Here is a 24,072-nt window from a genome sequence, read left to right on the forward strand (position 1 = left end):
TTCCGATTCTTGGTGGGAACGAAAAGACAGACATCCCTACTTTATAATGGAAAATTAGCAGAGAGTCGGATTTGTCTTGCTCTCCCATCCACCCACAGCTCCGAAAGACGTTGATAATGAAGTTTGCGAATTATTCGTTTTGAGAGGATTTAGAAAAAAAGGAATTGGTGAAGCTGCGATAAAACTTATATTCAAATTGTTTCCGGGTAAATATGTGATATGGCAATTAGTTGAAAATAAAGCAGCAATTCATTTTTGGTACAGTGTTTATAAGAAACAGTCTATAAAATACAACGAAACAACATCTGAGTTTGATGGCGATCAAGTGATAAAACAGTGGTTTGAAATTCCGAAGTACAAATAGAGGACGAATAGATTTTTGTTGCGCTCCCTCGAAATGATTTAGTTTCCTCACTCAGACTCATGTATTCGTAGGATATCACCCTTAGTAAATGCGAGCAAAAAGAGCATACGTAGGAGCCGATAGCTGAGGATCGTAGAAAGGGCATGCGGGAACAAAGGTGTGGTGTCAAACACCCATATCATTCCTCCACGTAGCCCTAGTGATTCTCGCTCCCATGTCTCAACGGGTCTAAGCCCTTTCATTCCTTCGTCACATCTAACTAAGGGGTGGAGGTCGGTCTTTCTAACGGAACGGGTCCGAGCCCTTTTGCGTAACGTCTCCCGATACTCCGTGCTTCTTATCATCCTGCGAATGCATGAGCCGGTGAGGATAGATTATTGTTAGGCTGCTTGCGGGAAGACCTTGGCCGAGTCGTAAACTTCGCCGCTCTTGGCTAGTCCAACAAGCATGCGGGCGACTTTACCACACAGTTTCATGATGGACTTCATCCTCTTTAACTTCTTTCCTTCAACATTATGGTGGTGCAAAGCCCTAACATCCGGATTAGTCATAACCATACACATTGTCATGAGATAGAGAAAATGACGCAGGCGAGGACATCCCCGTTTGCTGAGCGCCATTGTTCCACGCCACTTCCCAGAACTGGCCTCAGCTAGATTCAATCCAGCATGGCGAAGCAACGCATTTCCGTGCGTATATCCACTTAGATCACCAGCTTCACCAAGTATACCAGCAAGACTCGTGGCGTTAACGCCGCGTATTTCAAGCAGCCTCTGAGCATAAGGAATACGTTCAAGAATGAGATGGACCTCATGCTCAATCTGCTCAAGCTGGCTCTGGGCCAGGTCATATTCTTGGAGCAATTGCCCTAAGTGAAGCTTTTAAACGTGAAAGCTTCAATACCTTGGTCAACAAGCCAGCGTGCAAGGCTGAACCAGTAGTGACCGGTTGGTTCCATGCCAACCATGACGCGGCTTAGATTGTAGGTTTTGAGGAGATCTTGGATCCAGCGCTCGAATAGCCTGAACCCCTCACGATGATTACCGAACTCGAGGGGAGTTCCCAGAGCTAACCCTCGAAAGCTGACAGCGCGTGCGACATGGGCTTCTTGGGCGATGTCTACGCCAACAACCAGATGATGAACGGTAATGTTTTCTATGAGTTGATTTTGTTTGTCCTGTGCCTTATACTTCATGATAGAGCGACCTCCTAGATGGGCTTTTTGAGGCTTTTGACCTCGTGCGAAACCCCATCGTAACGAGGCGCTCGTTTTTGTTCAAACACCAAATTTTTCGTTTTACAGGAATTCTAACGGGAAACGATAGCTCAACAATCAACAGCGGCAGCCAGAAGATCAGCAGCCTTTCGTTACACTCGTCGTACCCAGAAACACTCATATTCTAGCCGGTGAAAATATAATGGCAGGGCCAAGCCCCCGTGCAGCTTGGATTCCTGCGCACGGCGAAAGCTTTGCATAGAAGCGCATTTCCCCTTTACAATCAACGGGTGAAAAATTGCTTGAATACGGAAAAGAGCTGCCGCAGAAAACTGTAGAATTATTTCGATAGGTAGCGATAGTTTGGTTGAATTAGCTATCAGATGGGGTAACATCAAGCCTTTTGCTGCTTAACTAACCTGAAAATTTGGAACATATGGTCATACAAGAGGGCAGAGCGACATCCCTGCTCTTTTTCATAATCACATTTCAAAGAAATCCAAAGGAATATCAAGATTTTTGTCGAAGTAAGTGGAACTATGATGACAAAAAGAAAAGCAATCTTTATTACTGGAACATTCTTTATCGTCTTAATTCTAATTCGTATCATTTGGGCTACTTTTCAAGCGCCGCCAATTCATCCTCTTGCGGTTCGTGGGGAATTGGATTTGAGCGGTCTCGACTTCGCTAATGATCGTACAGTTACATTAGACGGTGATTGGGAGTTTTATCCCGGCAAGTTTGTAATGCAGAGTGAGTCAAACACAATCTCATCCAATGAGGGGAGAACATTCATTCATGTTCCAGGAGATTGGAGCCCGGCTTTATCGGTTAACAACTCGCCGTATGGCTATGGCTCCTATCGCTTGCGCATCAAAGTCAACCCGGAAAATGAGTTAACCTATGGCATCCGTGTCTCAAGCGTGCGCACCTCGTCCGAACTGTATGTGAACGGGCGTCTACTGGCTAAGGCTGGGCAGCCGGCAGAGATCAAGCAGGAATATTCTGCACAAAGCATGCCCTACACGGCTACTTTCAAAGCCAATACCGGGGAAATCGATATAGTCGTTCAAGTTGCGAATTATGATAATAGCAAACTAGGCGGTGTGGTCGGATCGTTCAAGTTTGGCAGTGAGCATGCAGTGCATAATGAAACATGGTTTTCCATTAATATGCAGATCATTGTGTGTGTCGTTCTGATGCTCCATGCCTTGTATGCACTTATTCTTTATCTGATCGGAACCAGGCATAAAGTAATGTTTTCCTTCTTTATGCTCGTTATTTGCGCCGTTCTCATGACAATGCTTGACGATGATAAACTGTTGCTTGTATGGCTGCCGGCCATCAGTTATGAGTGGTCCACTAAATTGATTTTGCTATCTTTTATTGGAGTAGGAGCATTTCTGTCACAGTTTGCGAGGGTTCTTTTACCGGAACATGTGAAGAACAGAGTGTTCCACTGGTTCCTCTTATTTTGTGTAATTGCGGCAATATCGGTTGTGCTTTTGCCAGCCAGAGATGCAGTAAGTTTATTATCTGTATACTACTTCATAGATTTATTTGCTTGTTTGTTTGTTCTCACGCTTTCGTTTCGTACGACCATAAAGAGTGATAAGGACGCTATATATTTGGTGCTTGGTTTAGTTAGTGTCATGTCTAATGTAATTGGAGGTTATTTTAAAGGTCTACTAAGTATAGGCTATTACCCGATCGACCTAATAATCGCGTTCCTCGCTTTTGCGACGTTCTGGTTCAAACGTTATTTCCGAATTTCCGCTCAGACGGCTAAGCTCGTACAGAAGCTGCAAAAAGCGGACAAGATGAAAGATGATTTTCTAGCCAACACATCTCATGAATTACGCAATCCACTGCACGGCATCCTTAACATCGCCCAGATCGTTATGGATACCGGAATTAACGAACAAGACGTAAAAAGCAGAGAAAACATGAAGTTACTTATTACTGTAGGCAAACGAATGTCGTACATGCTCAACGATCTGCTTGACATGACGCGGCTTCAGGAGAATGGTATACGATTACAGACGGGGAGTGTCCGCGTTCAAGGAGTCGTGTCCGGCATAACCGATATGCTTCGTTTCATGATGGAGGGCAAGCCAATTCGTATCATCAACGACATCCCTGCCAACTTCCCAAATGTCATCGCCGATGAAAACCGGCTTACGCAAATTTTGTTCAATTTGATTCACAACGCGGTGAAATATACAAATCAAGGACATATCCTAATAAAAGCCGAGGTCAAGGACGATAAGGCGAGCATTGTCGTCGTCGATACCGGCATCGGAATGGACCAAGATACACAACAAAGGATATTTGCACCCTACGAACAGGGAGACTCCAGCATTACGGCGGTTGGAGGCGGAATCGGGCTCGGGTTAAGCATATGCAAGCAATTGGTGGAGCTGCACGGAGGCACGCTGGAGGTACACTCCATCCCAGGGCAAGGTTCGGTTTTTAGCTTTACCTTGCGGCTATCCGATCCCTACATCCCACAAAACGGGACGGAATTCATCGCCTCGGTATCGGCCGATACAGAAATAGCGGTTTCCGTTTCTTCCGCACCTCATAGTGACATTTCACAACCGGAATCGGATGCCGGTTCGGATCGGCCAAATATTCTGGTCATAGATGATGATGTTGTCAATTTAAATATATTGAGAAATCTCCTTGTTTTGGAAAATTATAATGTCGTTACGGCTGTAAGTGGTCGTGATGCACTTGCCATTCTGGATACGAGGGAATGGGATTTGATCGTTACCGACATCATGATGCCACATATGTCTGGATACGAATTGTCCCGTATCCTTCGAGAGCGCTTCTCTATTTCGGAGCTACCCATTCTGCACCTGACTGCTCGTAGCCGACAGGAAGACATAGAAGCCGGATTCCGGTCAGGTGCGAACGATTATGTGACGAAGCCAGTAGATGCGATGGAATTAAAGTCCCGGGTACGGGCACTGACTGTATTAAAGCAATCGGTACGTGAAAAACTGCGCATGGAAGCGGCATGGCTTCAGGCACAAATTCAACCCCATTTTCTGCACAACACCCTTAATTCGATAGCTGCGCTTAGCGAAATCGATAACGAGAAAATGAGCGCGCTGCTTGAAGCATTCGGTCATTACTTGCGGGCAAGCTTCGACTTTCGGAATTTGGAGCGACTCGTTCCGCTTGAGCATGAACTTGGTCTTGTTCGCTCATATCTGTATATCGAAAAGGAACGTTTTGAGGATAGACTACGCATTCGGTGGGAGGTGAGCACAAAGCTTCGTTTTCAAGTCCCTCCGCTCTCCGTCCAGCCTCTTGTCGAAAACGCAATACGTCATGGCATACTAAGTCTAGATGAAGGTGGGGAAATTCATATTCGGATTACCGAGAACGAACACGAGGCAGAAATTTCGATAGCTGATACCGGAGTGGGGATGGATGAGGAAACGGTAAAGCGTGTACTCGAAAGACGGATGGGGGATAGGACAGGAGTTGGCTTGTTCAATACGGATCGGAGATTAAAGCAATTATACGGCAAAGGGTTGCAAATCCGGAGTGTTCCAAATCAAGGTACTATCGTCAGCTTTGTAGTTGCAAAAAATGAGAGGAGAGCTTAATTTATATAATTAACGCAAAGTTATCTTCCTTATCCATTATAGACTGAATGGCGCGCTGGTACCAAGATTCAAATTAACTGGCCGACAAACTGTTGTCGGTCGGCTAGGCGCCGTTTCAGTGTTGCTTTCGATCATCGTTTTAGTAGAAACTGAAGTCTCCGTTCGTTCATTAAAGAATAATGTTGCCTCCCATTCGTCCGTATACGATTCCAGTTCAATCGTCAGAAGCTTATCTTCATTTTGGGGTAAATTCTCGAGCTGGATTTTCGATTATCGCTCAGCTCCTCAACTAATGTATCGAAATAATCGCCACTCGACAAATTCAACGTTTTGGTTCCTGTATAACCAATTCCTAACTACATCAGATTAATACTTCCCCAAAAACAGCTTTCATGGAAGAACTGCCGTCTAGACGGAACACACTTTTGTATCATTTTTCCATCGTACATACCATTCCAATATTGCAGGAGTAGGATCGACGCCAGCTTCCTGATTCAATATTCGAATCATAAATTGATACTGTTTATCGACAGAATCTGTGTCATTTAGTCGGGCATATATATTCATAAGCTCGAGATAACTATCTTCATTCAGAGGATCTCGCTCTTGTATTTGGTGGTAAACTTTAAGTGCTTCTATATTCATGTCATGAGAAGAATAAAATTGCGCCAAATGCCGGGCAAGTTGCAACCATAGTGCCTTGAGTCTTTGGCGTTCTCCCTCCGCCCACACATAATTATCCTCTTCGTAGAAATTTCCACGATACATATCGAGCAGTCGCTGATGTTCTGTGACATATTCGATTGAAACAGGGCTTAATTGGCGAAGCTCTTGCTCCCATTCTTCAGCATCGATTCGCAGTTCTTTCGACTCAAGGATATACCCATACTGTGAATATCGGATCGAGATATAACCGTCTCCAAATGTGTTTTTCCATGCGCTGCGAATTCGATTAATACTTGTATGCAGGTTGGCTAGTCCCTTGGAATCATCCAATTCCGGCCATAGTAACTCCAGCAAAGTATTCTTATTAATTACTTTCTCCCGATGAAATAGCAAGTAGGCAAACAGTTCTTTCGCTTTCATCGTCCGCCACTTCAGGAATTCCAATTCCCCGTCCGTCTTCCGAATCTGCATGGCTCCTAAGCAATGATATAATAAACGTGCTTCATTTGAAGACTTCGTTATCGAAATACGTTCCCGTAGACGCTCTATTGTTTGGCCCAATCGCTCGCGTCTTAACGGCTTCACTAAGTAATCAGTTGCCCCTAGTTCGAATGCCTCAACCGCGTGTTCGTCATAGGCAGTCACATAAACGATTTTCGTATTCGGTGAGATCGTGTGTATCCGCTCTGTTGCCCTCAGGCCATTCAATCCCGGCATGTGAATATCCAAAAAGACGGCATCAGGCTGGAACTCGCTGATATGATTGATCGCTAACTCAGCCCTTGAGAATGATCCGATCACTTTGCAATCCCCATACTCCCCAAGCATGTTTTCTAATCTGACTAACGCCAACCGCTCATCGTCTACCAGCATGACTTTCATTCCATAGCAGCCTCCATCCATATTGTATAGTCATTTCATATCTATATCGGCAAGATAGCTTTCTTATTATATAGGAATGTTGTCAATACCAAATGGATACAGAGGTGTTACGGTGTGCTTTAATCCAACCCAATTAACTATGGTTAGAGTTTGGTTAGTAGGCTTGTCTATAATGTAGTTCAGAGAATACCTCTTTAACGGTCTCTCCGTTATTGTTGTTTTATTGCATTAATAGATATAAGGGCATTGCCCAAATGACAAAAATAGCAATAGAAAAATGCACATGGTGGGAGAGGTGATGCAACTGAAAAAATTGCTGAACAAATGGATTAAACAGAAAGAAGTCATTTTCTATAGGCTTTCGATAGGAGGAATAAACAAAAAATGAAATTAAAAAACCGAAAAATGTTATCTCTTCTAATGGTAATTGTTATGGTACTGACGATGATCCCTTTTCATCCATTAGAAGTAAAAGCGGCAACAACACCAACACTTGATCTTGGTAATCCTGTTAGGGTAACCAAAGCAACCTATCAGCTGCCCAATGCTGCATTCGGAAGCACAGGCGTCGTTCATACAGCCGGCGGATACTTTACTGTAGCTGTAAATAGCGGCTCAATTGCTGTTGGAACTCTTTCAAACGGTATTACCGAATTGGTTGATGGTATCAAAATTAGTACCATTGTTACTGACCAATCTACACCTACAAATAGAGTGTTCAATTTTTCGGGTCGTACTACTTATGAAGACATTCAAGATGCAATTCGAAATATGACATTTACACAAGTTTCAGGGCAAACTCAAAGTGTCACCGTCAATGTAACGCCAGGGGCGCCATTGACCGATGGAAAAACCTCTGTGCGTATCTACAATGGACGCTATTTTGTTTATGTAGCAAGACAGAATACCATGGCGTTTAAGGATGCTGTAACTACTGCAGCGAGCATTAACGGACATCTTGTAGAGCCAGCAGCAAATAATCCTGGAGAAATGCTTGCGATTGCCAGTATGTTTAAAGAATTTAAGAGTTTCTGGTCAGGAAGCTGGTATTTTATAAGCTTTATTGGCGCTACCAAAACCTACTCACCTAATTGGGACACTTCTGTTGGTAGCTTCACAAGGTATGTATCAACGGGTTACCAAACAGGTCTTGATACCTCGAATGAGATTGTACCTAATGGATCCTATGACCATATTACACTTGTACTAGATACAAATAATACCAAAATAGGTTACTTACCCGTACTTAATATACACGGTAGTGGCACATATAAAGACCCGGGAGTTATTGTTGAGTATAATCCCGGTGTCATTAGTAACATCATTACTGCCACGAAAAATATCAAACTTCCGGTGATGGGAGGCAGCGTATCCATCAATGGAACTTCCAAGGTCGGTCAGACGTTGACGGCGAATGTAACGGGAATCACATATACTCCGAACGTAACAGGTAATGTGCCGACCTACCAGTGGTACCGTAATGGAGTCGCCATCACGAATGCGACGGGTTCAAGCTACGCGTTAACCGCAAATGACTTGGGTGGAGTCATCACCGTAACGGTCACAGCCGACGGTACGCATGCGACAGGCAGCGTAACGAGCGCAGCGACTGCACCGGTTATGGCCGGAGAGCCGGCTGTAGATAAAACACAGCTGCAAGCAACAGTCGATCAGATCAATCGAGAGAACTTGCGGACAACCGACTATACTCCGGCAAGCTGGCAGGCATTGCAGGATGCGCTGAATAACGCAAAGAATGTGCTAGGCGATCCGAATGCTACTCAGAAGCAAGTCAATGATGTTTTGACTGCGCTGGAGGCGGCCTGCACAAACCTTGTGAAAAAGGAGCCGGTGCTGACCGATTTGAACCTGGGTGTTGCAGAGGCTGTATATGGAAATCCTCCGGCAGTATCCGGCCGGCCCGTTTCGTTGACCCCGAAATTTGACGGGAAAACGCATCTGAATTACACGGCAACGGTAATGGAAGACGTTTATAGCGTCGCCATCGCTCCAAAGGCGGACGACGAGAACAGTACGTCGAAGGTTATCTTCAACGGTCAACCAGTGGATGCAGCAAATTGGGCGAACTTGCCGCTTCAACAGGGTTTGAATGTAATAGAAATCGTCGTTACTCACACGAACGGAAAGCAGAATACGTACCGAATTGAAATCATGAAACCAAACAAGACCGTCGACAAAGCCGCACTGCAGAAGAGAGCGGACGACATTAACGGCGAGCATTTGAACCCGGCGGCCTATACGCCGGAGAGCTGGCAGGCACTGCAGGATGAGCTGAAGCAGGCCGAGAAGGTACTAAGTGATCCTAACGCTACGCAAGCAGAGATCGATACGGCGTTAGAGGCTCTGAACGATGCACGAAATCGTCTAGTTTCGGCGAATGTCGGACTCGTCTCGCTCAGTGTGGGCGATGAGAAAGGGAATCCGATCGCATTGACCCCGGCATTCGACGGACGGCAGTTGAATTACAAGGCGATCGTATCGCACGAAGTGTCTACGGTCGGTATCGACCCGCAAGCGCTCCAGCCGGACAGCAAGGTCGCCGTTACCTTGAACGGCAACCTGGTCAGCGCCTCAGATTGGAAGAACTTGCCGCTCAAGGAAGGCCTGAATACGATTCAGGTGGAAGTAACCGGACCGGACGGCAAGCGGTCGACTTATACGATGGAAATCATGCGGACCACGAACAAACTGGTATCACTGACTCCTTCCATTGGTAGCTTGAGCCCAGCCTTCGATTCGAATACGGGAGCTTATACGATGACCGTATCCAACAGCGTATATCAGCTGCAATGGATGCCTGTAGCGCTCGATCCGGGAGCGAAGATCGAGATTAGCGTCAATGGAGGAGCTTATAGCGAAGTGGCCAGCGGTGCAACAAGCTCGTCGCTTCCGCTGAATATAGGTGTTAACACCGTAACGGTGAAGGTGACGGACCGGGACGGCCATATCAAGGAATATACGATCACCGTAAACAGAGTATCCTCCGGAAGCAGCCATCGACCGGGCAGTGGAAGCGGAAGCGGTAGTGCTTCCAATTCCGGCGATATCATCACAACGGTGAACGATAACAAGTCCTCGTTTGCAACACAAACGACGGAGCCATCCGGAGACCGGACGGTCACAACCGTTAAGATCGATGGTGACAAGCTCACTGGCATCTTATCCCAAGGGGGCGCACAAAATCTGGCGGTTCGCATTCCGGGCGACGGAGATGTTCAAGTACAAGGCTTGACGGCAGCGATGGTCAAGCAGATGAAGGATACCGGCTCGAGCCTGGAAATCGGGAACCTGCTGGCGATCTATCCGGTGCCTAGCAGCCAGCTGGACCTCGGCGCGATCGCAAGTCAGTTTAGCAAGACAGCGCTTGGCGATATTGCCGTGAATATCCACATTCAGCGTTCGAAACAAGCCTTAATCGACAATGCACGCAGCCGTGCAACGGCTAATGGTTATGAGCTGCTAGTGAATCCGGTCGATCTGGATTTGACTTTCTCCCACGCAGGACAGACTGTTCGTGCAGAGCAATTGAGCGGGTATGCGGCAAGATACATTGCGCTTCCCGAAGGTATCGACCCGAACCGGATTACGACTGGGGTGATTGTGAGCCCGGACGGAACCGTACACCATGTACCGACTGTCGTTACGAAAATCAGCGACCGGTATTTTGCGAAGATTCAGGATTTGCGGAGCCATGGCAGCTACTCCGTCATTTGGAATCCACAGGACTTCAATGACGTTAAGAGCCATTGGGCGCATATGACGGTCAACAATGTTGCCGCCAGACTCATTCTTGCCGGATCCGGAAACAACGTATTCTCGCCGGATCGTAATATCACCCGTTCAGAATTTGCAATTATGTCCGTAACGGGCATGGGGTTAATAGGTCAGGAAGCCGCACAGAATGCATTCCACGACGTTACTTCCACCGCTTGGTATCGCACTGGCGTCTCTGTCGCCAGCGAATTCGGTATCGTGGAGGGCTATGAAGACGGCATGTTTCGTGGCGAACAGCAGATTACCCGGGAGCAGGGAATCGCGATGGTCGCCCGGGCTTACAACCTGATTAAGCCGCAAAGTGCGGCAATGAGCCAGACCGAGATCGCATCGGCGCTATCGGTGTACGGCGATGCGGCGGATCTTTCCGATTGGGCGCGCGAGATCGTTGCCCGGATGATTCGCGCTGGTATTGTAGAAGGAAGCGCCGGCCAATTGCTGAAGCCGCAAGATAATATAACGCGGGCGGAAGCAGCAGCGCTGATTGAGAGAATGCTGAAAACAACCAGTTTGATCGATAAGTAACAGTTATCTGAACAACCATTGTCGACTTTCATGTCGTCAATGGTTGTTTTTTTAGAACCGTTTAGTTGAAATCGTGGCCATAAAATTATAGCTAAATAATAGAGCATCTATCACATCCCAATAACCTCAACCTTCTAATCTAATTAAATTATGGCAATTTATAATCAACAACCGCTGCTAGACTTTACATTGGACACAAAGAAGCGAGAATGCGACAATAAAAGCATTCATAATCGAGGTATCCGACATGACGAAAAAATACAACAAGGAATTCAAACTTCTAACCGTACGACTAATTCAAGTGGAAGGGAAGTTGGTGGCGCAGGTAGCCCGGGAAATGGATTTGCATCAGAACACCATTTACCGATGGATTGCTGAATTTAAGCAAGATGGCCATCACGCATTTCCAGGTAGTGGTCAACTGAAGCTGGAGGACAAGGAATTGCGAGACCTCCAAAAGCGGCTTCGTGACCTGGAAGAGGAAAACGAAATTTTTAAAAAGGCGATGCACTACTTCGCAAAAGACCGGTGCTGATCTACAAATTCATCCATGATCACCGCTTCAATCTCCGTGTCGCGAAGATGTGTGCCGTTTTCAATGTATCTCGAAGCGGTTACTACGAATGGATAAGGCGAAAGGAAAGTAACCGCAGTAAGCGGCGCAAGCAATTGGACGCTTGTTTTGGAGGAGTTAGATCAAGCTTATCGCCACCAACGCCCGAAGGGCAGCGTCCTGCATCATTCGGATCGGGGGAGCCAGTATGTCTCACATGAATATCAAGCACGGCTGAAAACGTACAGCATGGCAGGCAGTATGAGTCGTAAAGGAAATTGTTACGATAATGCATGTATCGAATCATTTCACAGCGTATTAAAAAAAGAACTCATTTATCTAGAGAATACGCTTCTGTCTTTAAGGATTGGACATGTACGCGGTCAATTGCAACCCTCAAAGCATTTCCGTCACCGTCCGATCTGTGTGGCCAAACTATTGTAGGGGTCATTCATGGTTGGAGAATAAACATGAAGCGAGCCGGCGGTACCACTGGCAGACAGAAGGCCGCTTAACTCTTCTATAAAGCCAGACAGAGTGTAGGAGAGGCTGTTGCACTAAGAGAGGCAAAGCAAGACCTAAAACGCTTGTTAGAGCAGTTTGAACGGGAACTCGGAACGATACTGGAAGGAATACCGCTGGTGAACCAACTTCGCTCGATCAAAGGTCTTGGTACGATTTACATTGCTGCGATTCTGTCTAGTGCCGGTGACTTGAAACAATATGCCCACGGGCGCCAATTGCTGAGGAGAGCCGGCTTAAATCTGGCAGAAAGCATGTCAGGAAAGCGCAAGGGAGAGATTGTGATCTCGAAACGCGGAGATGCAAAGCTACGAAAATATTTGTATCTAGCCACACTGACACTGGTAGGAACCAATCCCGTCTTCCGGCAACTGCATGAAAACAATGTTCGTGTTAAGCACATGAGCAAGCAGCGGTCCATATTCAAAGTACTGGGGAAGCTGGCACGAATCCTTGTCGGAATTGTTCAGAACGAAGACTCGTTCACCCCTGAAAAAACAATCTGCTCATACGTACAAGCAGCATAAAAAGTGAAATAACGTAGACTGATTCATTCGCAGGATTTCAGAAAAAGAAAGCACGGAGGACCGAGTTCGTACCCGATAAGGGCATAGACCCATCAGCTAAACGCTATCGGTCTCCACACCTTGGATAAGTGTAACGAAGGAATGTTAGGGCAGGGACCCGTCGAGCCGTGGGATGGTAAACTTCCAGGGATCTTGTGAAGGATGAGTGCAGCAGAGTATAATTGGATAAATGTCCCAAAATGTTCGTTTCTTCTATTTCCGCATGCCCAAAACACTAACCTTGCGGGTAAAAAAGCTATATTTCCTACGGACCACTACATTCTAAAGTGATGAAAACCTGCGAATGAGTGAGTTTACGTGGGATAAACCCTTAAACTAGCGAACGAGCTGGCGATCCAGGAGCAAATTCCGATGGTGTTCGCTTTCGCATACAGCGTCACCGTAGATTGGCGAGAGGATGACGAGGAGATTGTCCGATTATTCGGTAAACGGCTTCCAAATGAGGTGGTCGAGGTGGTGACTACGGACAAAGGGCTGGATATTACCTACAATGGACAACTGCATTCGATTGCACTCACCTTTACAGGAAAAGATCGCTATATCACGATTCGCGGGTTTCAGGAGTTGATCAGGGATAAATATGAAATTCGTCTTTTTGCGGATTCGTATTTTTCCGATACTCACGACTTTTTGATTTTGCCGAATCAACAGTGGGAGCAACTGGATGCCCGGTTCCCGGCGCGGTGTAGGGAGATGTTCCGTGTCATCGATAACAGACTTGATTTTCCTTAAATGAAGTAAACCCGATCTTTTATCCGTCAGTCAATAAGTTTGCTAATTCGTTATATTCGGGAAACTCTCTGAAGCCATCGCTTGTCTTTTCTAACTTAGTCAATCGCTGGCCTAAGGAACGAATGAATTGCTTTTGGATTAGAGATAAATCCTTCGGGCCTACTCGTCGAAAAATTCGATTACATTCTTATACTCGGTAATATCGATATGGTTTTGCTTCATAATCTTTTTAATAAAGATGGCATCCGTAAAGATTTTATTGATGATCATTCCGCACCATAACGGAGTGCCTTTAAAGTAATCTACCAAATCATGAATTTCATCAAACGTAAAATAAAGGATATAAGAGAATAAAGGATATAAGAGACATAATTTTGAAGCAAAGTACTGAAACAATGATCGCTATACGGGTTGGAGCAATTGTCTGAGAGAAAGTCTCTCATGATACCGAATAACGTTGTTTTGTTTTCGGAGTAGATATGAATCAAATAATCAACGTCATTTATCAACTGCAATACAGCCTCTAACCCTTCTTCCGGAGGCATTGCCAGCTTGGTCGATTTACCCTCTATTGACCTTAACAGCTCCATAGTAAGATTTTTGCAGGCATTTATTTCATGTGGTGCTATGAACAATTTATCTCTATGCTTGTCCAGATTCTCGATGTAGTAATCGTGATATATAGAAAAATAATGCTCCATATTTATATTGGTTTTCGTATGGACCAAATCTTGCCCACTGAATGAAAAGGAGTAGAGGGTCTCCTCATTAACCGGGTGTGCATAAAGGTAGAAAAAGCTACCGGACGTTAGGCTCATTGTTCTGGAATGTGCCGGCATGTAAAATAATAGGAACATGGGAACGTTAATCCGTATTTTTAAAATAGATACGTTGACGGGCATGGCGAGATCAGCTGTTGAAACACGTGGAAAGGCGGGAGACGATGAACACATTGCAGGAAGAAGCGCTGGAAGAGATGAAAACGGCGATTCATGAATGGTTTGACGAACAGGAAAATCGGAAGGACGTGGAGGAAGCGGTCAAGCGAACCACGCTGCAAATGGGCATATTTAGCGGCGTTATGCTGGATTACCGGCCGGGCAGGACCCGCGTTGACAGTTTGAATTCTGGACGGAATGCTGCAGGCAGCAAGTCGATAAAGGCCACACCATTTACGCGGGAGCAGGTCTTGCATGAGGTTCAGCCCCTGCTGGCGGAAATCGTAAAAGAGAAGCTGGACAAGCTGGAGACGTCGCCGTTGATCGACTACCGGTTTACCTTGCAAGGAACCTTCGCAACGACAGACGGGCGCGTGAAATTAACGGTGCTGGAAATCGTATATGAAGAGAAAAAGCGGCAGCTTTTGGAACGAATTCAGTCCTATATCGAGAAAAAATTAGAGAAGGGCTCTTACCCGACAAAGCCACTGGAAACCTTCTTTTTGATGCGTCATCTGCTGGACCCATATTTGTTTCACGAACCGGAAGTGGCAAGGATGACTGCTTTATTTGACCGGATTCAGGAGCTGAACAAAGAACGGACGCAAGCGCTGGCGGATCATCGAAGAAATATCATCCGGGCCTTGACCGGCTGGGCCGAGAATGTCTTCCTGCGACGTTACTACGATTTCACCCGTTTCGAATACAGGATCAATGATTATAAAATCAAGCCGGATGCTGCTCTGGAGAACAAGGATGAGCCGAATCAGCCTGTCGACTTACTGTTGTACGGCGCGGTGATGATTCTTCGTTACGAGCCCAGCTACAGCAAATTCAAGGGCCAGACTTTTCTGGAGCTGGCGACGCAACTTGGCAGCGGCAAGGCCGAGCGCATGCTGAAGGAGGGCAGCGACAGCTTCTCGCAAGAAGATGTCCATATGTGTCATGAGTTGGCCGAATGCAAGGCTAACGATGTTTTTTCCCTCATTACGGTCGTTATTTGCAAGGAAGAAGCCGGGGCGTACGAACGGGCGATTTCGTTTATTCTCTCCCTGCTCCGAAAGGGCTTCCCGAAAAGCTACAAAATCAAGCTACAATCAAGCGTGAGAGAGGTATTGCCCGTCATGGGGCTTGCCAAATCGGATACGCACCGTTTTTTTGCGAATGCGCTGGCTTATTCCGAGCTGCATCCGTTATTGGAGGAATACGCTCGTGAGGCGATGGAAGAGTTTGAATGGTACGAGGATACGGAAGGCGAAAAAAGCGTAATGCCGGGCAGTTATGCCGTATTCGGGCTGGGACTTTCGGCCGAGCGGTATTTTCCGTTGGTCGAAGCTTACATGGCCCTTGTGGACGATGAGCATCAGCTGGTGCAGGACAAGTACACTGCCGTTTTTGCCGAAACCCATGGCGTAACGGAACGTTCGACTCCCGCCTTGGTCGCCTGCCTGCGGCGCTCTCACAATTCGCTAAAGCTGAAGATTCAGCCGGAACTGGAAAGCGAAGACAAGCTGTCGCTGTTGGTGCAGCATGTAGAGGCCCTGACGGATTACGAGGCCGAGCGGGTGCTGTACCCGATCTGGGGCAAGGCGGAGAAGCTGGCTGCATTGGCTCGCAAGGAGCAGGAACCGCGCAAGGAGCTGCTGCTTCGTCTGCTAAAGGCGGCGGGTAAAGCCTGACGGTACGCCAGGGCGGAATTTCTTTTGATTCGAAAGAAACTAACCTCGAAACTCAATATGTACTTGAATATAAATTTTCTTGTTTTGGGATTCTCAGGTTTAATGTGGCAGAACCCACCTCAAAGGTGCCAAGAGGAAAGGATTTCACTTGTTCATCATCCCAGTTAATGGTCTGAATGGTTGCAATAATGGTGTCACCTGCAGAAGGATTCCAGGACAACTACCATTTTTGATTGCGGCTTCCAATGTAATTTGTAAATCATCTAGCTGTCCGGAAGGGTTGTCCATGTTATGGAAAGCGGGTGGGGGCAATCAGCCCCTGGCTTTTACTTTTAACTATTAGGAGAATAAGTATGGCATTGTTCTGTAGAAGCTGTGGAAATGAATTAATAAGAGATAGTTTGTATTGCAATCAATGTGGGATTAAAGTCAACGGAATGGACAAGGAGAAATATCTATCTGTACTAAAATTAAAAAATGCAATCGAGTTAGTTGCTAAAAAAAAGAAAATTGATGAAATAAAAAAAACGAAAAAAATCCAAGTTCAAAATGCTTCATATACAAATCTTGAAAATGCAACTATTCCAAATAATGAAGCAGTTATAAGCAAGTGGGCAGGAATTGGTTGTATAGTTGTTATTATATTAATTATTATAATAATCTTCGGTTCTTGCAATAACAGTAAAGGGTAAGAGTAATGACCCATTAAAAAATTGCAAAGATGAGGGATTTTCTGTATCAGATTGCAAAAAAGGATTAAAGGAATTGCAAAAAATAAAATAAGAGCCTTATCAAAAGCCCGGACAATGCACGGGACTGACCCCATAACGTGAGACAAATTAAAACACCTTCAAGAGAATGGCCCCCTGTCGTAAGATATGGAGGACAACTTTGGAGGTGTTTTTGCATTGGCAACAAGAGTCAGCTACCCGGTGGAAGTAAAGATGCAAGCCATTCGAATGAGATTGGCTGGTGTGTCGGTTCGAGAGGTTATGGATGAGCTCGGGATTAAGAATGTGACACAGTTGAAGGTTTGGGTGGCGTGGCATCGCAAGGGTGAACTTCATCGGCTTGAGCAACCTGTCGGCAAGCAATACAGCTATGGTAAAGGCCCTGAGTATGCTTCAGAACTCGAGAAGGTGAAGGCGGAGAACCGGTTTCTGAAACAGCAGTTGGATGTGCTAAAAAAGTACAAGGCGTTGGAGAGGATGTGTCACCTGAGGCCGTAATCGCCTGGATGGAAGCAATTCGAGGAGAACTGTCTGTAAAACAGGCTTGTGCATTGCTAGGGATTGCACGTGCTACGTACTATCGTTGGAAAGCGACATATGAGACGAAGCAAGCGGATCCAATTGTGGAGAAGATACGTCAACTCTGCAAACAGCACAAATTTCGTTATGGGTATCGCAAGATCACCGCGCTGCTTCAAAAGGAACAGTCAATCAACCACAAACGCGTGCAGCGAATCATGCAGCGTGAAGGATTGCAATGTCGAGTCAAGATCAAGAAACGCAAACCAACTGGACAGCCAGCACAACCAGCAGAACATCTGTTAAAACGGCAATTTCAAGCAGACGTACCGTTCAATAAGTTGGTAACGGATATTACGTATTTGCCCTTCGGCGGCAAGATGTTGTATTTATCGAGCATTTTGGACTTGTATAACGGAGAGGTTGTGGCCTACAGTATAGCTGACAAGCAGGACACTGAATTTGTACTGGACACGCTAAGCCAGCTTCCGAATCAACCAGGGATGCTGCTACATAGCGATCAAGGCAGCGTCTACACGTCTCAGGCGTATCAAGAAGCCGTAAAAGGAAAAGGCATTACCATGAGCATGTCCCGCAAGGGAACGCCCGCTGATAATGCCTCCATCGAATCGTTTCATTCCACACTAAAGTCTGAAACATTCTATCTCGAAGGGCTCACTTGTACAACGACGGCAATCGTTGAACAAACCGTTCGAGAGTACATCACTTACTATAACTCAATTCGCATTCAAGCGAAACTAAATAACCAGTCGCCGGCTGATTTCCGACGACTGGCCGCTTAACTTGAAAGGTGTTTTGATCCCTGTCTCACAGATGGGGTGCAGTCCCGCACATCGCTCGTGGGCTTTTTTGTGTATTTTAAAACGAGCTGTCTACTTTTAATCATCGATCAAAATATATACATCCATCTGTGTGAATGTAAAGGAAAAGCTCCTCCCGCAATTGATTCGGCGGAAGGGCTAGGTTTAAAAAATGTGCTTCCTCATCGAGTAAGTTTCGTCAGCAGCAAGTTGAATGAAGGATCCGGCCTTTAAGTATAATAAAGGAATTATTCACTAAATTTCCCATCGACAACGTTATGTGTTACGCGAATAAAATAAGTGAGGTAAGAATGAAAATGAGATTGCGTACAACATGGTTTATTTATGCCGGTATTGTATGAACATTGCTTTTTGCTTTAATGAGTTTTTACTGGGCTGCTGGTTGAATGATCGGGGTCAAGTCATTGGGTGGACAAATTTATCAAATGGCATTAAACCGTGACCCAGGATTTATTCCAGTAGTATGGGCAACAGGAATCTTTATGATTTTGTATGGAGCGGGAAATTTCATTACAATTTCGCTCTCAACTATAAAGGTGTTGGATTTTGATTTGGAAACTTATGCGATAAAATGGAGACTCTTAATCTGGGAGCCCCATTAAATTACATTAGCAGTGAGGGGAAAACATATAAAATCGTATTAAACAAGCTAAATAAAGATTCCACTGTGAATTCTACTTCCAATACTGATGCAGGAGAAATTCAAAAAATCAATTTGAATTCAGGGACTGGTTATTTAACGGTTGTAAAAAACGATCTTGTGAATTTAGATTTTATGCTTGGGGATGTTGTAATAATTATTATTGGTGATCTTCCTAAAGAGGAAGTCATAAAAATTGCTAACAGTATTAAGTAAGAGGACAGGGCAAACCCCTGTCCTCTAGCTGTTAATTATTTTAAGAGAACTGTTGAACTTGTTACTGTTCCATCTTCATACACATTTCCTTTTTTTATCCAATGAATGGTTACTCCTCGATAGTAATATCCCGATTCACCAGTATAAGTTAATGTGTTCGTGAATTGATCATCGTCCCTAAAACTCTGTGTAACACCCCGGTCCACGTCTTCCCATGTACTACCTGTCCATTTCTGAAGATAATAGGTTACTCCAATTTGATCCACATACTGGTTGGCAATTGTTGTCGCAGAAAGGCCAATTTGGTGATTTCCATTATCTCCAATAGAATTCCAGCCTTTCTGAAGATAAATATCATTTGGATCAAATATCCCTTGAATTTGTATTGAATTTGTTTCTGGAGGCGCTGATGTTTTAGCACCATTTGGCTTTGCCGGTTCTGCGTTGATAACAGATGCAGACATAAACAATGCGAATAAAGCAATAAATAAAAAACTACCGATCCTTTTGTTTTTGTTCATATTAATCCCCTTCACTTTAGTATGCAGTCCATAATTATAAACACAAAGTAATATGCTAACGGATCAATCTAATAATCCAGTTGCAGACGGTCATACCTCCTCATCAAATGGTTGGCAATATCAAAATACATTTACACCGGCAAATAAGAGTCAAACCTACACCGTTCGAATCGTTTCGGACGACGGCGATGGTGGTTTTGGTTACGGTTATGACGTTGCTGTAAGAGCTTTTTAAGAAATTTTATAATTGAATCAATAGAGGCCTGTTGAGAAATCTCAACAGGCTTCCATTGATTTCAAAATTTATATAAATGATATTATTAAGAAGGAAATGAGTTTGAAAATACATCTTCTGGAGGTAACTTTCATAATGAATGATAAAATAAAAGGATTTATTTTGGGCGTTGTTACTTGTGGGTCTTTAATCGGCACTGCCGTATATGCTTCAGACACCACTCAAATTGATGTATATTTTAAAAATTTTAAGTATATGTTTGATGGAGTAGAAAAGAAAGTGGGTAGCGAACAAGGATTTATTTATAATGGAACCACCTATGTACCGCTCCGGTTTGTTGGAGAATCGTTTGGTAAAAAGGTAGAGTGGGAGGAGGCAAGTAGTACAATTTGGATAGGAACAGGTGGGGGGAGATTCGATAATTTGACGGATCTATCAGTTGCGAGAGAAAACGAAGGCGCAAATGGGGGGGCATTTTATAATAACGTACTTCAAATTGCAGGTGCTCCATATGGAGAATGGTATTAAAGTGGTATTGCCTTTATTTAATACTGAACAACGTACTGCAATTAAAAGTGGTTCAATCGAATATAATTTGGAAGGAAAGTATACAAAGTTAACAGGAAGTGTAGGTATTGACGATAAAACAAAAAATAGTAATGCACTAGGGACTTTAAAAATAATAGGTGATGGTAAAGAGTTAACAGTACTTGGAAACCTTAAAGGCGGAGATCTTCCGAAAAATATTGATATAGATATTACGAATATTTCAAAACTACAGATCAGTTTCACACGTGACGATAATGGCGAGCTTATCATTGATTTGGTTGATGCAAAACTTTACTAATATTACATTTAGCAATGCTATGACGAGTTTTATGTAACTGCTCCCACAGCGAATCGTCTAATTCAGCAATTATTCAAAGGGAATCAGCGTATGATCAAAACATTGATAATAGATGTTCATGTTCTGGTACCGACCAGAGCACCTTACAACTGCGGTTATAAAACAACCATTGTTTTAGTAGATTTTATCGATCATAATAGCGAAAAAATTGGTGTGAAAAAAGGCACTCTTACTCCATAATAAAGCAAGCACTTTGGGGATTTACAAGGAGTTCTTATAAATTCATATAGCAGAAAGGCCAGTCACATACCTTTAGGCTTTTCAAGCCTACTTAAATTAGGGTGGAGGGTTTAGTGTGTTTCAAGTTAAGTTAGAAAGATTAAAAAAGTTTTTCTACGTTTTGATTATTCTTATCATATGGTTCGTCAGCGCCTTTTATTTTCTTTGGCGTAGGAAGCCGATCTGGAAACTATAATAACAAAATCAAACCAATTGATTGTGACACACAAACGCAAAGAATAAAATTATCCAATGACACAAATGTGCCAACAAGCTTGAAAAATCAGGATTTTCTTTTATATATAGGAACATTTGTGTAAATGTTCCTATATATAATCGTTATCAAGAGGTGGCTACTGGGTGACAAGAACTTGAATACATTACAAGCCGCTTAAAATGCGGCTTTTTTTAATTTATGTTATAAAGTTCTTGTCAAAGCTCAATGACAAGAACTTTATAACATCCCGACGGATCGCTACGAGTTCGAAAAGGAGCATCGCAAAAATGCAGGCGCAGCGGCAGGTGTTATGGAACTTATGTCCCCTTTGAAATCATTTCAAAGGTACCACATTTCATTTTACAGACCCCAACTTTTTCACCTTTCCCTTTGATAACCCGGGTTATCGAGTGCCCTCGCACTACTTATTTTGCGCTTTTCCTGCCATAGCTGTGGGCATAATGCATCATCCGGTCGTAAGCTGCTCGGTCGAACTTTTTGAACGGATGGAATTGAGGATGGTTGCTGTTCACTTCCAGCACCCAAAGCCGCCCGCTTCGGTCGTAGGCGAAATCGACGCCCATCTCGCACATGCCCGATTGTTTGGCGCTTAGCGTCCGTACGACGTCCAGCGCTTTGCGGGTTAAATGGCGGATGCGTGCCTTGCCTTGTTCTTCCAGCAGTCCTTTTCGATTATGCAGCGACTCCATCGACATTAGTTCTCCGCCCTGATAATAATTGGTTATAATCTTGCCCGCCCGTCCGACCTTGGCCGCCATCCCGGTACATGTCCAGCTTCCTCCCGGCTTACGCTGCACCATAACGCGAATGTCGTACGGTCTTTCTCCCGCTCGGTCAAGACGTACCGTCTTCTGAATAATCATTCGCCCCTGGCGTTTCGCCAGTATATGCCGGTAAACGGAAGACGCTGAATTGAACCGGCTGCTCCGTTTGCCCCGCTGCGAGGAACGCAGCTTGAACCCGCCTCGCGTCCGCGTCAGCTTGAAGATGCCGATTCCGTGCGAACCGATATCTGGCTTAATATAAAGCGAGGAATGGCTAGCCGTCATCTTTCTCATATTGGGGAGCGTGAACAGCCTTGTAAGGGGAATGTTTTTTTTCAGCGAACGATTCGCGGACAAATATCGGCAGACCCGCAGCTTGGCTCTGATAGTGCGGCTGCGATAGTTCTTTTTGAACACAATGAATCACCTCCCCAGTACTATATGACCTGCTTGGCAGAAGTTCGTGTGCGCTTGTCAAATTCCGCGAATGGCCCCTCGTGCCGACAGGAGAGGGTGGTTTTTTGAGTACGGAAAGCTCAATTTACATATATACAAAATACAATGTAATTATAATTTACAAGTTTCATTGACGATCCTATGATTCTACTGTATTTTCATATAGTATTACACACCATATATGGAAATTCTCGACGAATCGCTACTAGTTCGAAAAGGAGCATCGCAAAAATGCAGGCGCCTCGGCTGCTGTGTTACGAACGGGCAGAAGAGTATCAATTATGGTAATATTGGGATCATTGTTCGTTTGGGTAAGGAGTGAATTTCCCATCATGTCAGTAGTAGCCTATATATTAGATCCGACTGATGAATTAGAAAGGGTGTTCTCAATACCTGTGGCATCTGAATCATTTTTTAATGAGTGTTGGGTCCCTGCGATAAAAGCAATGCAATTAAAGTGGGTAGAGCAATTTTCATGGGGAATAGATATAAGGAAAGAAGATTTGGATAAAGTCATTAACGAGCTGCTGCAAATTAGAGAGTGGTCACTTCACAATTTATTTGAAGTGAAGCAGGCACATATCCTTTACCGTATCGATTTGTTAATTACTAAACTACCAACGGCATTTGGACGAGAAAATGCTGTGATTTTCATTGGCTAGAAACTTATTATTGTTGTTCAACTAACGGGTACGATAGTTTAATAAAGTCAGTCTAAAACCTTCCATAAGAAGCAAACTAGATTTAGTAGCTATTATGGGAGGTTTTATTTATGATTTTAAGCAAGTTATGGCGACTGTATGAAGCTGATAAACGTATCCAAGGGTTTAGTCCCAGTACATTGAAAGCCTACACCCTTCAGTTCAAGATGCTTGTAAGAGAGCTAGGAGACCTGGATATTTCTGAGATTACTTTGAACTTGTTGAAAGAATACTTGGCAAAGCAGTCCGATCGCTTGAAACCCAGCAGTCTAGCACATCGCATACGTTTTGTTCGTTCCTTGTTCCGCTTTGCCTATGAAGAGACATACTTATCATCGAACCTTCTTTGAAGCTACGCGAACCCAAAATGGACAAGCGTATTCCTAATTTTTTGATTGAGGAAGATGTCATTCACTTGAAAATCTCTTGCCAGTCCCTGAAGGAAAGGGCTCTTCTAGAGTTCCTATATAGATAGTACCGGCTGAAGGATTGGAGAGGTGGAGAAGTTGAACATCGAAGATCTGAACTGGGAGAACTGCTCCGCAATTGTAAATGGCAAGGGTTCAAAACAAAGAGAGGTTTACTTTACCACCGAATGTAAAGTGTGGTTGAAGAAGTACCTCGCGAGCCGTGAGGACTCTTGCAAGGCCTTATTTGTAACTGATACACATCCTACAACGGATGGCTATTCCGACGATCAGGTGGGCATTAAAACGTCTTGCTGATCGGGGAGAACTCGAAGCTAATGTATATCCACATCGGTTTCGTCATACCTATGCGTGCAAGCTCCTTGATAACGGAGCGCCATTAGATTTCATTCAAGGCATGTTGGGGCATGAAAAAGCATCAACCACTCAAATATACGCCCAGCTGCGCGGGGAACGCCGGCGAGAACTCTATCGTCGTTACTTTTAGGTTGTAGCAGCGGTTGTAGTCTTAATGAAGCCGCCGCTCAACAAAAGGGCAGGTTAGCGTGGCGACATAGGCAGTTATGAAAACGA

The 24,072-nt window shown here is 44.6% G+C and carries 21 protein-coding genes and 2 pseudogenes; 19 read left to right on the forward strand and 4 right to left on the reverse strand.

The annotated features are described in order from the left end of the window. Nucleotides 1-76: 76 nt before the first annotated feature. The gene (locus QMA13_RS06910; protein ID WP_282940452.1) at nt 77-364 is read left to right on the forward strand and encodes a GNAT family N-acetyltransferase; all 288 of its coding nucleotides are present in this window, start codon (nt 77-79) and stop codon (nt 362-364) included. Nucleotides 365-744: 380 nt separating this feature from the next. Here QMA13_RS06910 and QMA13_RS06915 read toward each other — a convergent pair. Further along, nucleotides 745-1,559: pseudogene (locus QMA13_RS06915) on the reverse strand (transposase). Between the two features lie 560 nt (nt 1,560-2,119). Here QMA13_RS06915 and QMA13_RS06920 point away from each other — a divergent pair. Further along, nucleotides 2,120-5,203 carry a hybrid sensor histidine kinase/response regulator gene (locus QMA13_RS06920; RefSeq protein ID WP_282940453.1) on the forward strand — a complete coding sequence of 1,028 codons (3,084 nt, stop codon included), beginning with the start codon at nt 2,120-2,122 and terminating at the stop codon, nt 5,201-5,203. A gap of 408 nt (nt 5,204-5,611) precedes the next feature. Here QMA13_RS06920 and QMA13_RS06925 read toward each other — a convergent pair whose 3' ends face one another. Further along, nucleotides 5,612-6,751: a response regulator gene (locus tag QMA13_RS06925; RefSeq protein ID WP_282940454.1), complete on the reverse strand. Its 1,140-nt coding sequence runs from the start codon at nt 6,749-6,751 to the stop codon at nt 5,612-5,614. Nucleotides 6,752-7,135: 384 nt separating this feature from the next. On the opposite strand from QMA13_RS06925, the gene QMA13_RS06930 reads away from it, so the two are divergent. From QMA13_RS06930 to QMA13_RS06970, 9 genes and pseudogenes are all read left to right on the forward strand, one after another. Further along, on the forward strand, nt 7,136-11,071 hold the full coding sequence (locus QMA13_RS06930; protein ID WP_282940457.1) for a cadherin-like beta sandwich domain-containing protein: 3,936 nt from the start codon (nt 7,136-7,138) through the stop codon (nt 11,069-11,071). Between the two features lie 247 nt (nt 11,072-11,318). Next, nucleotides 11,319-11,606 carry a transposase gene (locus tag QMA13_RS06935; RefSeq protein WP_282940458.1) on the forward strand — a complete coding sequence of 96 codons (288 nt, stop codon included), beginning with the start codon at nt 11,319-11,321 and terminating at the stop codon, nt 11,604-11,606. A gap of 144 nt (nt 11,607-11,750) precedes the next feature. Further along, nucleotides 11,751-11,960 (forward strand): annotated as a pseudogene (locus QMA13_RS36555) (DDE-type integrase/transposase/recombinase); the annotation flags it as partial. 251 nt (nt 11,961-12,211) lie between these two features. Continuing rightward, the gene (locus QMA13_RS06945; RefSeq protein ID WP_282940461.1) at nt 12,212-12,673 is read left to right on the forward strand and encodes a transposase; all 462 of its coding nucleotides are present in this window, start codon (nt 12,212-12,214) and stop codon (nt 12,671-12,673) included. A gap of 411 nt (nt 12,674-13,084) precedes the next feature. Next, nucleotides 13,085-13,465: a hypothetical protein gene (locus tag QMA13_RS06950; protein ID WP_282940463.1), complete on the forward strand. Its 381-nt coding sequence runs from the start codon at nt 13,085-13,087 to the stop codon at nt 13,463-13,465. A 943-nt stretch (nt 13,466-14,408) separates the two neighbouring features. Next, on the forward strand, nt 14,409-16,082 hold the full coding sequence (locus tag QMA13_RS06955; RefSeq protein ID WP_282940464.1) for a DUF6138 family protein: 1,674 nt from the start codon (nt 14,409-14,411) through the stop codon (nt 16,080-16,082). Between the two features lie 353 nt (nt 16,083-16,435). Further along, on the forward strand, nt 16,436-16,774 hold the full coding sequence (locus QMA13_RS06960; RefSeq protein ID WP_282940466.1) for an RING finger protein: 339 nt from the start codon (nt 16,436-16,438) through the stop codon (nt 16,772-16,774). A 216-nt stretch (nt 16,775-16,990) separates the two neighbouring features. Further along, nucleotides 16,991-18,135 (forward strand): IS3 family transposase gene (locus QMA13_RS06965; RefSeq protein WP_282940468.1). Its coding sequence is split into 2 segments (ribosomal slippage): nt 16,991-17,264 and nt 17,264-18,135, totalling 1,146 coding nucleotides; the frame shifts between segments, so codons are not numbered across the junction. A 610-nt stretch (nt 18,136-18,745) separates the two neighbouring features. Next, nucleotides 18,746-19,030, forward strand: a complete 285-nt coding sequence (locus tag QMA13_RS06970; protein WP_282940469.1) for a DUF4367 domain-containing protein — start codon at nt 18,746-18,748, stop codon at nt 19,028-19,030. A 35-nt stretch (nt 19,031-19,065) separates the two neighbouring features. Here QMA13_RS06970 and QMA13_RS06975 read toward each other — a convergent pair whose 3' ends face one another. After that, nucleotides 19,066-19,551 (reverse strand): hypothetical protein, encoded by a 486-nt coding sequence (locus tag QMA13_RS06975; protein ID WP_282940470.1) that lies wholly within the window; start codon nt 19,549-19,551, stop codon nt 19,066-19,068. Nucleotides 19,552-19,603: 52 nt separating this feature from the next. Here QMA13_RS06975 and QMA13_RS06980 point away from each other — a divergent pair, with 52 nt between their 5' ends. The 4 genes from QMA13_RS06980 (at nt 19,604) to QMA13_RS06995 (ending at nt 20,873) form a co-directional block, all read left to right on the forward strand. Next, the gene (locus QMA13_RS06980) at nt 19,604-19,786 is read left to right on the forward strand and encodes a hypothetical protein (RefSeq protein WP_282940471.1); all 183 of its coding nucleotides are present in this window, start codon (nt 19,604-19,606) and stop codon (nt 19,784-19,786) included. A 135-nt stretch (nt 19,787-19,921) separates the two neighbouring features. Further along, the gene (locus QMA13_RS06985; protein ID WP_282940472.1) at nt 19,922-20,314 is read left to right on the forward strand and encodes a stalk domain-containing protein; all 393 of its coding nucleotides are present in this window, start codon (nt 19,922-19,924) and stop codon (nt 20,312-20,314) included. Next, the gene (locus tag QMA13_RS06990; protein ID WP_282940473.1) at nt 20,298-20,633 is read left to right on the forward strand and encodes an NPCBM/NEW2 domain-containing protein; all 336 of its coding nucleotides are present in this window, start codon (nt 20,298-20,300) and stop codon (nt 20,631-20,633) included. The genes QMA13_RS06985 and QMA13_RS06990 overlap by 17 nt, the downstream gene beginning before the upstream one ends. Nucleotides 20,634-20,723: 90 nt before the next feature. Beyond that, complete coding sequence (locus tag QMA13_RS06995) at nt 20,724-20,873, forward strand: hypothetical protein (RefSeq protein ID WP_282940474.1); 150 nt, start codon at nt 20,724-20,726, stop codon at nt 20,871-20,873. Nucleotides 20,874-21,554: 681 nt separating this feature from the next. Here QMA13_RS06995 and QMA13_RS07000 read toward each other — a convergent pair. Beyond that, nucleotides 21,555-22,331, reverse strand: coding sequence for a YheC/YheD family protein (locus QMA13_RS07000; RefSeq protein ID WP_282940476.1), 777 nt, complete (start codon nt 22,329-22,331; stop codon nt 21,555-21,557). Between the two features lie 371 nt (nt 22,332-22,702). On the opposite strand from QMA13_RS07000, the gene QMA13_RS07005 reads away from it, so the two are divergent. The 4 genes from QMA13_RS07005 to QMA13_RS36350 all read left to right on the forward strand — a co-directional run bounded on the left by QMA13_RS07005 (nt 22,703) and on the right by QMA13_RS36350 (nt 23,986). Continuing rightward, nucleotides 22,703-23,032 (forward strand): hypothetical protein, encoded by a 330-nt coding sequence (locus QMA13_RS07005; RefSeq protein WP_282940477.1) that lies wholly within the window; start codon nt 22,703-22,705, stop codon nt 23,030-23,032. Nucleotides 23,033-23,142: 110 nt separating this feature from the next. After that, nucleotides 23,143-23,421: a site-specific integrase gene (locus tag QMA13_RS36340; protein ID WP_349254199.1), complete on the forward strand. Its 279-nt coding sequence runs from the start codon at nt 23,143-23,145 to the stop codon at nt 23,419-23,421. 147 nt (nt 23,422-23,568) lie between these two features. Then, complete coding sequence (locus QMA13_RS36345; protein WP_349254200.1) at nt 23,569-23,796, forward strand: hypothetical protein; 228 nt, start codon at nt 23,569-23,571, stop codon at nt 23,794-23,796. Then, nucleotides 23,753-23,986: a tyrosine-type recombinase/integrase gene (locus QMA13_RS36350; RefSeq protein WP_349254201.1), complete on the forward strand. Its 234-nt coding sequence runs from the start codon at nt 23,753-23,755 to the stop codon at nt 23,984-23,986. Before QMA13_RS36345 ends, QMA13_RS36350 begins: the two co-directional genes overlap by 44 nt. Nucleotides 23,987-24,072: the final 86 nt, after the last annotated feature.

The sequence above is a fragment of the Paenibacillus sp. RC67 genome, from assembly GCF_030020805.1.
Classification (GTDB): domain Bacteria; phylum Bacillota; class Bacilli; order Paenibacillales; family NBRC-103111; genus Paenibacillus_S.